At 68.2% G+C, this 12,659-nt stretch carries 13 protein-coding genes; 8 read left to right on the top strand and 5 right to left on the bottom strand.

What is annotated here, in order from left to right; genetic code table 11:
- The first annotated feature begins 16 nt into the window (after positions 1-16).
- The 3 genes from AU197_RS05480 to AU197_RS05470 are packed head-to-tail and all read left to right on the top strand — an operon-like array spanning position 17 to position 3,348.
- Positions 17-1,183, top strand: coding sequence for an NAD(P)/FAD-dependent oxidoreductase (locus AU197_RS05480; RefSeq protein ID WP_064401503.1), 1,167 nt, complete (start codon positions 17-19; stop codon positions 1,181-1,183).
- Positions 1,180-2,082: an RNA polymerase sigma-70 factor gene (locus AU197_RS05475; protein WP_064401502.1), complete on the top strand. Its 903-nt coding sequence runs from the start codon at positions 1,180-1,182 to the stop codon at positions 2,080-2,082. The genes AU197_RS05480 and AU197_RS05475 overlap by 4 nt, the downstream gene beginning before the upstream one ends.
- Positions 2,083-2,094: 12 nt before the next feature.
- The gene (locus tag AU197_RS05470; RefSeq protein ID WP_064401501.1) at positions 2,095-3,348 is read left to right on the top strand and encodes an aminodeoxychorismate synthase component I; all 1,254 of its coding nucleotides are present in this window, start codon (positions 2,095-2,097) and stop codon (positions 3,346-3,348) included.
- Here AU197_RS05470 and rsmI read toward each other — a convergent pair.
- Complete coding sequence (gene rsmI, locus AU197_RS05465) at positions 3,304-4,140, bottom strand: 16S rRNA (cytidine(1402)-2'-O)-methyltransferase (RefSeq protein ID WP_064401500.1); 837 nt, start codon at positions 4,138-4,140, stop codon at positions 3,304-3,306. The two genes, AU197_RS05470 and rsmI, sit on opposite strands and share 45 nt — an antisense overlap.
- Positions 4,141-4,163: 23 nt before the next feature.
- Between rsmI and AU197_RS05460 the strand changes: the two genes are divergently transcribed.
- Together AU197_RS05460 and AU197_RS05455 are read left to right on the top strand one after the other, a co-directional pair.
- Positions 4,164-5,705 (top strand): dolichyl-phosphate-mannose--protein mannosyltransferase, encoded by a 1,542-nt coding sequence (locus tag AU197_RS05460; RefSeq protein ID WP_064401499.1) that lies wholly within the window; start codon positions 4,164-4,166, stop codon positions 5,703-5,705.
- A 122-nt stretch (positions 5,706-5,827) separates the two neighbouring features.
- Positions 5,828-6,691, top strand: coding sequence for a type IV toxin-antitoxin system AbiEi family antitoxin (locus tag AU197_RS05455; RefSeq protein ID WP_064401498.1), 864 nt, complete (start codon positions 5,828-5,830; stop codon positions 6,689-6,691).
- 68 nt (positions 6,692-6,759) lie between these two features.
- Here the strand turns inward: AU197_RS05455 and arcA are convergent, their stop codons facing one another.
- Positions 6,760-7,971 (bottom strand): arginine deiminase, encoded by a 1,212-nt coding sequence (arcA, locus tag AU197_RS05450; RefSeq protein WP_156434312.1) that lies wholly within the window; start codon positions 7,969-7,971, stop codon positions 6,760-6,762.
- Between the two features lie 37 nt (positions 7,972-8,008).
- Between arcA and soxR the strand changes: the two genes are divergently transcribed.
- Together soxR and AU197_RS05440 are read left to right on the top strand one after the other, a co-directional pair.
- On the top strand, positions 8,009-8,443 hold the full coding sequence (soxR, locus tag AU197_RS05445) for a redox-sensitive transcriptional activator SoxR (RefSeq protein ID WP_064401496.1): 435 nt from the start codon (positions 8,009-8,011) through the stop codon (positions 8,441-8,443).
- Between the two features lie 33 nt (positions 8,444-8,476).
- Complete coding sequence (locus AU197_RS05440; protein ID WP_064401495.1) at positions 8,477-9,073, top strand: alpha-ketoglutarate-dependent dioxygenase AlkB; 597 nt, start codon at positions 8,477-8,479, stop codon at positions 9,071-9,073.
- Here AU197_RS05440 and AU197_RS05435 read toward each other — a convergent pair.
- Together AU197_RS05435 and AU197_RS05430 are read right to left on the bottom strand one after the other, a co-directional pair.
- Entirely contained in the window at positions 9,070-9,732 is a 663-nt protein-coding gene (locus AU197_RS05435) for a DUF5642 family protein (protein ID WP_064401494.1), read from the bottom strand. The two genes, AU197_RS05440 and AU197_RS05435, sit on opposite strands and share 4 nt — an antisense overlap.
- Before the next feature lie 29 nt (positions 9,733-9,761).
- Positions 9,762-10,457, bottom strand: coding sequence for a DUF5642 family protein (locus AU197_RS05430; protein WP_231744835.1), 696 nt, complete (start codon positions 10,455-10,457; stop codon positions 9,762-9,764).
- A gap of 24 nt (positions 10,458-10,481) precedes the next feature.
- Here AU197_RS05430 and AU197_RS05425 point away from each other — a divergent pair, with 24 nt between their 5' ends.
- Positions 10,482-10,793 carry a hypothetical protein gene (locus AU197_RS05425; protein WP_064401566.1) on the top strand — a complete coding sequence of 104 codons (312 nt, stop codon included), beginning with the start codon at positions 10,482-10,484 and terminating at the stop codon, positions 10,791-10,793.
- Positions 10,794-10,798: 5 nt separating this feature from the next.
- Here AU197_RS05425 and AU197_RS05420 read toward each other — a convergent pair whose 3' ends face one another.
- On the bottom strand, positions 10,799-12,544 hold the full coding sequence (locus tag AU197_RS05420; RefSeq protein WP_231744834.1) for a PE-PPE domain-containing protein: 1,746 nt from the start codon (positions 12,542-12,544) through the stop codon (positions 10,799-10,801).
- Positions 12,545-12,659 lie beyond the last annotated feature (115 nt).

Genomic DNA, 12,659 nt, shown 5'->3' with positions numbered 1-12,659 from the left:
CCCGAGGAGATCGAAGATGACGGAGATGACCAACAACGTCGTTGTGATCGGTGGCGGCTACGCGGGGGTGATGGCCGCCAATCGGCTCGCCCCGCACGCCCACGTGACACTGGTGAACCCGCGCGCCGAGTTCGTCGAACGGATCCGCCTGCATCAACTGGTCGCCGGCAACGACGACGCCGTCGCCGACTACTCGGCCGTGCTGTCAGGGGCCGTGCGGCTCGTGGTCGACGGGGCTTCGCGGATCGACGCGGCGGCCCGCACCGTCACGCTGGCGTCCGGCACGTCACTGCCGTACGACTACCTGGTCTACGCCGTCGGCAGTACGGGCAATATCCCGTCCGCGGTGCCCGGCGCCGCCGAGTTCGCCTATCCGCTCAGTGAATTGGAGCAGGCGCAGCGACTGACCGCCCGGATGGCCGACGTTCCGCTTTCGGCGCCGGTGGTCGTGGTCGGCGGCGGGTTGACCGGTATCGAGACCGCTACCGAGCTGGCCGAGACCGGCCGCCCGGTCACGTTGGTGACCGACGTGCTCGGGCCGTCCCTGGCGGCCAGCGGTCGCCGGTCGATCGCCAAGCGGCTGGCCAAATTGGGTGTCGTCATCGTCGAGGGCAGCGCAGTCGCCGAAGTGCGGGCCGACCGGGTGGTGGTGGCCGACGGCCGCGAGGTGCCGAGCGAGGTGACGGTGTGGACCGCCGGCTTCGGCGTGCCGGGTCTGGCCGCCGCCAGCGGCCTGGCCACCGATGCGCTCGGACGGCTGCTCACCGACGAGACGCTGACCAGCGTGGACGACGTGCACATCGTCGGTGCCGGCGACGCGGCGTCACCGTCGAACCAGCCGTGGCGGATGAGCTGCCAGGCCGCGCTCCCGCTGGGCGCCCAGGCCGCGAACACGGTGCTGGCCCGCCTGGCCGGCGAGAACCCGGCCGCGGTGAATCACGCGATGGCCGGACAGTGCATCAGCCTGGGGCGCAGGGCCGGCATATTCCAGTTCGCCGACGTCGACGACACGCCACGCCGCTGGTACATCGGAGGCCGCACCGGCGCGCTGGTCAAAGAGCAGGTGTGCCGCTACACGCTGAAATGGATCCGGGGCGAGGCCGACAAGCCGGGCTCCTACACCTGGAAGACGAACCCGCGTCGGCAGCAGGCGGTGGCGGCGCAGGCGGTTGCGATCCGATGAACGGCACGGGTGACGAACACGCCGAACGGTTCACGGTGCTGCGTCCGCTGCTGTTCACAATCGCCTACGAGATCATCGGCAGCGCAACCGAAGCCGACGACGTACTGCAGGAGAGTTACCTGCGCTGGGCCGAGGTGGATCTTGCCACGGTGCACGACACCAAGGCCTACCTCGCCCAGCTCGTCACCCGCCAGTCACTCAACGCGCTGCGGGCACAGTCGCGTCGGCGCGAAGAGTACGTCGGCCCGTGGCTTCCCGAACCGCTGTTGCTCGACGCACGCGACCCGTCGTCCGATGTCGTTCTCGCCGAATCGGTCTCGATGGCGATGCTCGTGGTGCTCGAAACCCTGACCCCGGATGAGCGCGCTGTCTTCGTGCTGCGCGAGGTGTTCGGTTTCAGCCACGACGAGATCGCCGGGGCCGTCGGCAAGTCGGCTGCCGCCGTACGTCAAATGGCGCACCGCGCGCGCGAACACGTGCAGTCGCGGCGAAAGCGGTTCGAGCCGGTCGATCCCAAGGTGTCGATGGAGATCACCGAGCGGTTCTTCACGGCCGCGTCCACCGGCGACGTCGACGCGCTGCTCGAGATGCTCACCGACGACGTCGCATGGACAGCCGACTCCGCGGGCAAGGTCTCTGCGGCGCGGCGGCCGGTGGTCGGCGCCGACAAGGTCGCCAGGGTCCTCATCGGGCTGGTGCGGGTCGCCGGCGAGGCCGGCCGGGTGGAACCGGCGATGTACAACAACGCGCCTGCGCTCAAGCTCTACCTCGGCGACCACTTCGAGGGGCTCATCACCATCGAGATCACCAAGGGCCGGATCTCGCACTTCTACGTGATGCGCAACCCGGACAAGTTGGCCGGGGTGGACATCGCGCGGGAAGTCACGCGGAGTATCTGACAAGCTGAGACGGTGCGCATCGACCCGCTCGGCGACCTCGGCAGCGCCCCAGCGGTTCTGCGCGCCGTCGGATACGCCGCGGCCGAGCGCGGGCTGGCGCCGCCTGCCGCGCTGATCGGCGAGTGGTTCGGATCGGGCGCGGTCATCGCGCCTTCCGTGGACATCGCCCCGCTCGACTGTTCGCGCGTGTTCGACGTCCCCGTCGGATCGGGTCACGGGGACGCGATCGGAGGCGGCTGGTTCGGGTACCGGTCGTACCCGGATGCGGCGGCCGACGGTTGCGGCCCGCGAATTCCCGAGGCAGCGGGCGGCTGGTCCGACTGCGTGCTACGCCAGGACGGAGACGGCCGGTGGCGGTTCGAAAGCCTCTCCGACGCAACGCTTCCCGATTGGGTGGCCGACGCGCTGCGGGTGCCGGTCGCGCCACGGCCGTCGCAGATCGAGTGGGGTGAAGCCGATCGCGGTGCGCATCGGCGAGGGATGCTGGAATGCCTGGAGGCGATCGCGGCCGGGGAGGTCTACCAGGCGTGCGTGTGCACGCAGTTCCGCGGCCGCCTGGACGGGTCTCCGCTGGATTTCTTCGCCGACGCCGTACAACGCACGTCGCCCGCACGTGCGGCGTACCTCGCGGGGAGCTGGGGTGCGGTGGCGTCGTTGTCGCCGGAACTGTTCCTGCGCAGGCGCGGCGACCGGATCGCGTCGAGCCCGATCAAGGGCACGCTGCCGCGTTCGGCCGATCCGGACGCGCTGCGCTGCTCGGTCAAAGATGTCGCCGAAAACATCATGATCGTCGACCTCGTGCGCAACGACCTGGGCCGCGTCGCCGACGTCGGCACCGTGACGGTGCCCGAATTACTGGTCGTGCAACCGGCGCCCGGGGTGTGGCATCTGGTGTCGACGGTGGCCGCGCGGATACCCGTCGATGTGCCGATGTCGACGGTGCTCGACGCGACGTTCCCGCCGGCGTCGGTGACGGGGACTCCCAAGACGAGGGCACGCCAACTGCTCGAAGACTGGGAACCGGTAAGGCGCGGAATCTACTGCGGAACAGTCGGATTGGCGTCTCCGGTGGCGGGGTGCGAACTCAACGTGGCGATCCGGACGGTGGAGTTCGATGCGTCCGCGAACGCCGTCCTCGGCGTGGGTGGCGGTATCACCGCCGACTCGGATCCGGATCGCGAGTGGGAAGAGTGCCTGCACAAGGCGGTACCGATCATCGCGTCACGAACGCGACCGCAGAACCGCGTCGTAGAGCTCACGCCGTGACGGCGAGCCCGGATTGGCCGCGACCACGTCGGCGCAGGCGTCCTTGACCCGCGCGCCGTCGTCGACCAGCCTGTGGACCGCGGCGACCAGGGTTTCGAGATCCGCTTTCGGGACGGCGCCGGCCAGCACGACGGTGATCTCGCCGAGCACCCCGTCGCCTGCCCAGTCAACGAGCTCGACGAGCCGGCCCCGGACGATCTCCTCGTGCGTCTTGGTCAGCTCCCGGCACACCACCGCGCGGCGATCCGGCCCGAGCACCTCGGCCGCGTCGGCGAGCGTGCCCGCCAGCCGGCGGGGCGACTCGAAGAACACACAGGTCCGCTGCTCGGTCGCCAACGCCGTCAGCCATGTCTTGCGCGCGGCCTGCTTGCGGGGCGCGAAGCCCTCGAAGCAGAACCTCTCGGCCGGTAGCCCCGAGACCGCCAGCGCCGTCGTCACCGCCGAGGGGCCCGGCAGGCAGGCGACCGTGAGTCCGGCGTCGATGCACGCCGCCACAAGGCGATAGCCGGGGTCGCTGATCAGCGGCATACCGGCGTCGCTGACCAGCAGCACCGTCGCGCCCGACCGGATCGCGTCGAGCAGGCCCGCGATCCGCGACGCCTCGTTCTGGTCGTAGAGGCTGACCACCTTCGCGGTCAGCCTCACCTCGAGGGCCTGGGCCAGCGTGCGGATCCGGCGGGTGTCCTCGGCGGCGATGACGTCGGCGCCGCCCAGCGCGCTGACCAGCCGCGCGGAGGCGTCGGAGGGCTGGCCCAGCGGCGTGGCGCCGATGAGCAGTCGACCGGGGCTCATGCCGACAGCCTACGATCGCACTCGTGACCGCCCCCGCCACCAAAGCGCCGCGAGCGGTCCCGGTCATCAGCCCAGCACCACAGGTACCCGCGGCGGATTTCGGACCGGTCGACCGGCTGCAGGGCTGGGTGATGACCGCCGTCATCGCCGCGCTGGCCGCGGTGACGCGGTTCCTCAATCTCGGATCGCCGACCGACGCAGGCACGCCCGTCTTCGACGAGAAGCACTACGCGCCGCAGGCCTGGCAGATGCTGCACAACCACGGCGTCGAGGACAACCCGGGCTACGGCCTGGTGGTGCATCCGCCGGTCGGCAAGCAGTTGATCGCGATCGGCGAGGCGCTGTTCGGGTACAACGGGTTGGGCTGGCGGTTCTCCGGCGCCGTGTGCGGGGTGATCGTGGTGATCCTGGTCGCGCGGATCACCCGACGCATCAGCCGTTCGACGTTGGTCGGTGGCATCGCGGGACTGCTGGTGATCGCCGACGGGGTCAGCTTCGTGGCTTCGCGGACCGCGCTGCTCGACGGATTCCTCGTGACGTTCGTGGTGGCCGCGTTCGGATGCCTGATCGTCGACCGCGACCAGGTACGCGAGCGCATGCACATCGCGCTGTTGGAGGGCCGCATCGGCGAGACGGTGTGGGGGCCCAGGCTCGGGGTGCGGTGGTGGCGGTTCGGCGCGGGAGTGTTGCTCGGATTGGCCTGCGCCACAAAGTGGTCGGGCGTGTACTTCGTCGCGTTCTTCGGCGTCATGACCATGGTCTTCGACATCCTCGCGCGGCGTCAGTACCGCGTCCCGCGGCCGTGGCTGGGCGCTTTTCGCCGCGACCTGGGACCGTCGCTGTACGCGTTGGTGCTCATCCCGTTCGGGGTGTACCTCGCGTCGTACACGCCGTGGTTCGCCTCGGAGACGGCCATCAACCGGCACGAAGTCGGGCAGTCGATCGGCCCGGACAGTGTGTTGCCGATTCCCGATTCGTTGCGCTCGCTGTGGCACTACACGTATGCGGCGTACCGGTTCCACTCCGGATTGACCAACGCCGACGGCAACCACCATCCGTGGGAGTCGAAGCCGTGGACGTGGCCGATGTCGTTGCGCCCGGTGCTCTATGCGATCGACAACCAGGACGTGCCCGGATGCGGGGCGCAGTCGTGCGTGAAGGCCGTGCTGCTGGTCGGCACGCCCGCGATGTGGTTCTTGGCGGTGCCGGTGCTGGGGTGGGCGGTGTGGCGGGCATTCGTCAAGCGCGACTGGCGATACGGCGTCGCGCTGGTGGGCTACAGCGCGGGCTTTCTGCCCTGGTTCGCCGATATCGACCGCCAGATGTACTTCTTCTACGCGGCGACGATGGCGCCGTTCCTGGTGATGATGATCGCGTTGATCCTCGGCGACATCCTGCACAAGCCGAACCAGAACTCCGAACGCCGGACGCTCGGGCTGATCGCGGTGAGTTGCTATGTCGCGCTGGTGTTGACGAACTTCGCGTGGATGTACCCCATCCTGACCGGCATCCCGATATCGCAGAACACCTGGAACATGCAGATCTGGCTGCCGTCCTGGCGTTGAGGTCCCTGCCGGTTTTTCGCGAGACGTACACCAGGGTCGTGTGGGCGAGTTATCCACAGCCGTGGTGTACGCCTCGCGAATCGGGGACAGAATTGTCAGCGCTTCCGGCCAGCATCCGTCGCATGGAAGAAGCATTCGTCGGCCGCGAACTACTCGGCAGGGGCCTGACGCGAGGCCAGTTGCGTTCGCGCTACAAGCGCGTCAAGCCACGCGTCTACGTGCCCCGCGGTGCGGCACCGTCGGTTGAACTCGACGCACATGCTGCCTGGCTGTGGACGGATCGTCGCGGCATCGTGGCCGGGCGTGCTGCGGCTTCACTGCACGGAGCCCAATGGGTAAGCCCCGACACACCGATCGACATGATCGGCCCGCGGGAGCGTCCACGGCGGGGAGTGGTCATCCGAAATGAACGGATCGACTGGGACGAGGTCTGTGCGATCGGGGACCTTGCGGTGACGACGCCGGCACGCACGGCGCTGGATCTGGCGCGACACCTCAGTCGCGACCTGGCGGTCAGGCATCTCGACGCACTGGCAGCGGCGACCGGCCTGACCGTTGACGACGTCGCACCGCTTCTCGAGCGTTATCGCGGCTGGCGAGGGATGAAGCGTGCTCGCATCGCACTGGATCTGATGGACGGCGGCGCTCAGTCGCCCAAAGAGACGTGGTTGCGACTTCTCGTCGTCGACGCAGGGTATCCGCGGCCTCGTACTCAGATCCGCGTCAGCGACGGCGTCGCTGAGGCGTTCCTCGACATGGGTTGGGACGAACCGATGATCGCTTTGGATTACGACGGTGAACAGCATCAGACGGAGCGGCGCCGATTCGTTCACGACATCGGCCGCAACGCGCTCGTGGAGTGTCTCGGTTGGCTGGACATTCACGTGGTCAAGGAGCACAGCCGCGGGCTCATTTTGCACAGACTGCGGGAGGCCGCCGAGCGTCGCGGGTGGTTTCCCCTCGCGAAACGTACACCAGGGTCGTGATCGCGCGGATTCAACGGCCCTGGTGTACGTCTCGCGAAGCACACGGGCCCGAGCGTTGACTCGCGGCGCTACAGGGGGTCGCGGCCGGCCGGGCACGACATGCACCGCGGGCCGCCGCGGCCGGTGCCCAGTTCGGACGCTTGGATCGGCAGCACCTCGATACCGGCGTCGGCCAAGCGCGCATTGGTTTCGACGTTGCGCTCATAGGCGATGACCACACCCGGTGCGAGCGCGAGCGTGTTGTTGCCGTCGTCCCACTGTTCGCGCTCGGCCGTCACCGGGTCCAGCCCCGTGGCGATGACGCGCAACCGGTCGATACCCATCGCCTTGGCGGCGGCGTCGACGAACGGCACCTCGTCGTCGATGAGCACTCCGCCATTGCCATCGCGGTGAATCGTGAACGCCGACAACGAATCCACGACCGGCGGGTACATCACGACCGCGTCGACGTCGACCATCGTGCACACCGTGTCCAGGTGCATCTGCGCGCGCGACTGCGCGATCGGCACCGCCAGCACCGTTTGGGCCAGATCATCGTCGAACAGGCTGCGCGCCAACGCTTCCGCTCCCGCAGGGGTGGTCCGCTCCCCCACTCCCACCGCCACGACACCCGGCGCGAGCAGCAGCACGTCTCCTCCCTCGACGGGCGCCGACCGCGATTCGTAGGCCCGCCGGACCCCGAGGAATCTCGGGTGGTGGGCGTAAATGACGTCGGTCAGCGAGGTTTCGCGCACCCGCGCCGGCAGCGCCAGCGACGTGATCGCCACCCTCGGCCCGATCCAGAACGACGAGTCGCGGGTGAACAGCAGATTCGGCAGCGGATCGATGACGAAATCGCCTCCGTGATGCATCCGCCGCACCAACGACAGCTCGGCACCCGAGAGCGGCAACTCGTTGAACGTCATGCCCGCCATCAGCACGTGGGCCAGCGGCGCGGGCTCCAGCGAGCGAAGGTACGCCGAAAGTTCCTGCGCCAGCGGCAGACCCAACCGTCGCGGGTCGACCGCGGCCGCGATCCCGTGCATCCGTGCCGCGCCACTGTGCGCCAGCGCCTCGGTCAACAGATCGGCGAGCAGCATCACCTCGACGCCCCGGTCGGCCAACAACGCGGCGAACGCGTCGTGTTCGGCCTGCGCCCTGGCCACCCAGGGCAGCCCGTCGAAGAGCAGCGCATCGTTGTTGCGGGGCGTCAACCGCTGCAACTCGGCACCGGGCCGATGCAGAATGGCCGCAGTCAGCCGACCCACCTCGGAGTCGCAGCCCAACGTCACATCTAGCACCGTAACCCGCGATTCCACCTCAACTATGGTTGATGTTATGGAGTTGATTCACGAGCTGACTCCCGGCGAGATGTCGGCTCGCAGCGGTGTCGCCGTTTCGGCACTGCACTTCTACGAGCGCGAAGGCCTCATCCACAGCCGGCGCACCCCGGGTAACCAACGTCGCTATGCGCGAGAGACGTTACGACGCGTCGCATTCATCCGGATGTCGCAGCGGCTGGGAATCCCCTTGTCCCGCATACGAGAAGCGCTGGCCACCCTGCCCGCCGACAGGGTGCCGACGAGTAAGGACTGGGCGAGGTTGTCGGCGGGCTGGCGTCAAGACCTCGACGACCGCATCCTGCACCTGCAACGCCTGCGCGACAACCTGACCGGCTGCATAGGCTGCGGCTGCCTGAGCCTGAAGACGTGTGCCCTGACCAACCCCGGAGACGTGCTCGCCGAACACGGACCGGGCGCGGTGCGGCTCTGATGCATCGAACGCTTGTGCGATAGAATCGCGGACATGGAGCTGGCGCTGCAGAGCTCGCTGTTCGAGCACGCCGAACGCCGCCATCTCGGCAACGGGGCCTGGATCGACTTCCGATCCGGGTGGCTCGACGATGCCGATTCGCTGTTCACCGAGCTGTCCGAGGTGATCCCGTGGCGTGCGGAGCGTCGGCCGATGTACGACCGCGTCGTCGATGTCCCCCGCCTGGTCAGCTTCCATAACCTGGTCGACGATCCGCCACCGCATCCGCGCCTCAAGCAACTTCGCCGTCGCCTCAACGACGCCTACGCGGGTGAACTCGGTGAGCCCTTCACCACGGCCGGGCTGTGCCTGTACCGCGACGGTGACGACAGCGTCGCCTGGCACGGCGATACGGTCGGTCGCAGCAGCACCGAGGACACCATGGTCGCGATCGTCGGGCTCGGCGCGACCAGGACGTTCGCGCTGCGGCCACGCGGCGGCGGCAAGTCGCTACGCCTGCAGCACGCGCACGGCGATCTGCTCGTGATGGGCGGGTCGTGTCAGCGCACGTGGGAGCACGCCATCCCCAAGACGGCGCGTCCGGTGGGCGTTCGGATCAGCATCCAGTTCCGTCCGCACGACGTTCGCTAGGCCCTGACCGCGTTCACCGCCGAGACCAGCAGGTCACGGGCGCGCTGCGTGTCGACCTTCGCGACGGGTTTGTCGGGCAGCACCAACGGGTTCGCGGTGACGATCACCAGGAACGGACCGAAGCTGGCGAGGTAGTTGTAGAGCTCGCCGGTGCGGGGCTTACCGTCCACCGTCGTCTGCACCACGCGGTGAGTTCCCAGCGTCTGCGCACCCTCGATCTGCGGCGCCTCGACCACCTCGACCAGCCCGCGCATCGCACCGCCGGCGAACCCGACCTTGCGGCAGTTCTCGCCGGGCGCGTTGACCGATGCGGTGTCCGACGTCTCGACGGCGATCGTGATGAACCGGTTGCCCTCGCCCTCGGCCGTCGTCGCAGCCATGTTGCCCTTCGCCCCTTCGGGCAGCATCTGCCGATTGGCGAACGACGCGCAGTCGGGAGGCTCGAATGTCATGCCCTTCGGCAGTTCCTGCCGTGACAGCAGTCTCGGATCGATACCGGTCGGGCCGACATCGGTGACCTTGAAGTCGGGCCCGAAGCTCGTGCGCACATCCTTGACGCGCCCGATGTCGGCACGCGACAGATCGCCACCTGGTTGACCGGTCGCACACGCCGTGAGCGCAGCGGCACACACCACCGCGCCCATCGCCCTGTTCGACATCGCCGCACAATGTACCGGGCAACGACGGCTCAGCCCCGTAACGCGGACACCGTTTCGGTCATCAGATGGGCGGCGAAATCCGGACCGAGTTGGGGATTGGGCGAGCCGGGGTCGGTGACGACTGCGACGAAGGCGACATGGTCACCGAGGTACGCCGTGACGGTCTCGGCGTGCGACAGCGTTTCGGTGCCGCCTTCGACGACGGTTCTGCTCGACGTCGCCATCGCGATGGTCGATGCCGCGTCGATGACCGGGGCGGGTTCGAGCGTGACGGTCCCCGTGGTGCGTCCGCCCGACATGGTCCATCGCCCGCACTCGTCGATCGCCGTCGGGTCGAGATCCCCCGGCGCGGCGGCGACGACGGCGTACACGATGCCGCCGGGTCCCGACGCCGACCAGCCGTCGGTGCGGATCGCGCCCGCGGCGGGGTCGGCCAGCGCGGCACACCGCTCGGGGTCGGTGGTCCAGTGGGCGCCGTATCCCCACGCGGTGACCGGGCCGACGGGGGCGACGAGATCGGTGACCTCGTATCCGGCGGGCAGGGCCGTGCGCGTCCGGTCGATTCTGGCCGGGTTGACGTGCGGGGGTTTCTCGGATGACGACTCGTCGGCCGCGGGTGGACCGGGATCGTTTCCGCACGCGCCGGCGCAGATCGTCAGGGCCATGCCGGCGGCCGCGACGATGCAACGCCTGGCGGCCCACCAGCGATCAACAAGTAGTGGCATCGACCCTCATGAATGGAGGCTGTCATGGGTGCTCTTCGAAGTCTGGCAGCAACAGCAGCGGTGGCGGGCGTCATTGTGGTGCCCGCGGGGGTCGCCGCCGCGCAGCCGGTGCAGCCGGGCGACGCTCCGCGGACCATCGCCGAGCTGGAGGACCAGGGCTATGACGTCGTCATCGACCGGGTCGGCAGCGGCCCGATCAGCGAGTGCATCGTCACCAGCGTGCGGAACCCACAGGAGGTCACTCAGACGTTCGCGGTCGGCAAGGGCGAGGATCGGGAGTTCATCACGGTCGTGGTGAGCAGGTCGATCACCGTCTCGCTCAACTGCTCCCGCTGACGCCGTCAGGCCGCGGCGCCCTCGGCCTCGGAGTCGCCGCCCGCCTCACCGCCGGCAGGCGGGTTGTCCGGCTCCGCATCCGTCTGGTTTGCTCCCGTTCCGGTCCGATCCGGCCGGTTCGCGGGTGACGGGCCCAGCCGCACCGGAGAGTCGAAACCGATTGGTCCGCGCAGCTTCGGCAACTTCGGGACGTTCAGCTTGGGCAGCGTGGGTTTGAGGCCGACCCTCGGCGCCTTGCCGGTGAGGGCACCGTTCCGGGTCTTCTCGGCGCCCGTGGCGTCGATGCCCTCCTTGACAACCACTTCCTCGGGTTGCTTCGTGGTTGCCTCGCCGCCGGGCGGTGTCGGGTTGGCGATGACCTGAATCGGCTGCTGTCCCAACGGATCCTGCTGGACCTGACCTTCGGAGGACTCGAGCTCACTCGTGGGCGGCAGGTTTTCGACGACGTTCCCCTCGTCCAGGTCGGCGTTTCCTGAGTGCGCCCACGACATCGTCCTCATAGCGGTGTCTTCTGGTGGGTCGGGAAGCTCGGGTCCGCCGACGCCGTAGGGACTCGTCGTCTCCTCGGTGCCCAGCGGGCGGTCGCCGGTGATCTCCTCGATCCCATCGTCGAGACCGGTCGGGATCGACTTCACCAAGTTGATCGCAGTCTGGATCGGGTTCCGGAACGGAAGCAGACCCACCTTCGTCGCGACACCCGGATTCACGTCGCGGGCATAGGCTCCCTCGATCAGCACCCGCAGCGGTGCATCCAGGGCCGTCAGGATCGGCGAGGGCACGAACGCTTCGAACGGCATCAGGATCGGCAGCCGTTCGGCCGGATAGAGGTAGTAGTCGGTGTCGCCGTAAGAGCCTTGGTAGACGGCATCGTCGAAGTTCTCGTTCTGCAGATCGCCGTGGAGGTAGTAGTAGGCCGCCAGTGAGTTGGCGATGGCCAGCACGTTGGTGAGGCTGGCGGGTGCGTCGCCGCCGAGAAGATCGTACTGTGCTGCGGCGTCGACCGTCGGCATGCACTCCCCGCCAGCCTCGCAGGAGTTCGTCGGGGTCGCGCCGTAGAAGGTGATGCCGATGATCGGGATCGTGAGGCCTTCGGGGCCGCGCGCCAGGATGCCGCCGTTGGGGCGCATCGGATTGGCCAGCAGGAAGAACGACGTCTGGGGAGCTTCGTCAGCGGGATTCTCCGGATCCCTGGGATCAGCAATCAGTTCCCTCTTCACCAGCGAAGCCACCACGGCGCTCTGCGAGTAGCCGAAGATGACGTAGTCCTCAAAGGCGGACGGGGCGGCGGGTTCGGGCCCCAGCGGGTTCTCCACGTCGTAACTGGCATCGGGGTTGTAAACGCAGTCCGAGCTCCCGCGAACACACCCCTCCAGGCTCTCCACCCCTTCGTTCACCGAATCATCGAAAGTCTGGCTGCCGAACACCGGGAAAAACGCCGCGGGATAGACGACCGCGTAGACGTCGTTGTCGATGTCGTCGATGGGGCCGCCGTCGGCAGCGGTGGGCGCTCCCGCAGCAGGGTTGATGAATCCCATGACGGCATTGCTCAAGTACTGGCTGATGTAGGCGGGGTCATCCGGAGGGGAGGTCAAGGGGTGCTCCGTGCCCCCCATGATCAACGCGCTCGCCGCCAGCTGGACCGCGGTTGCGGTCGTCCATGCCACCGCCACCGCGATCGCCGCGAACACCGCCAGGACCATCGCCCCCAGCGAACGCAGTGTCGTCTTCAGTCGCGCACCCTGCCCTCGCATCGCCTCTCCCTCTCACCCCTCGCCGCTGCTACGCAAAAACCTCGTTCCAGCTAACCACGCGGAGACGCCGTAGCAAAATATTGTTCCGAACGGTAACAAGCGCGTAACCGCTGTT

Source organism: Mycobacterium sp. IS-1590 (genome assembly GCF_001500025.1).
Lineage (GTDB): Bacteria > Actinomycetota > Actinomycetes > Mycobacteriales > Mycobacteriaceae > Mycobacterium.
This window is presented reverse-complemented; position numbering and strand designations above follow the sequence as displayed.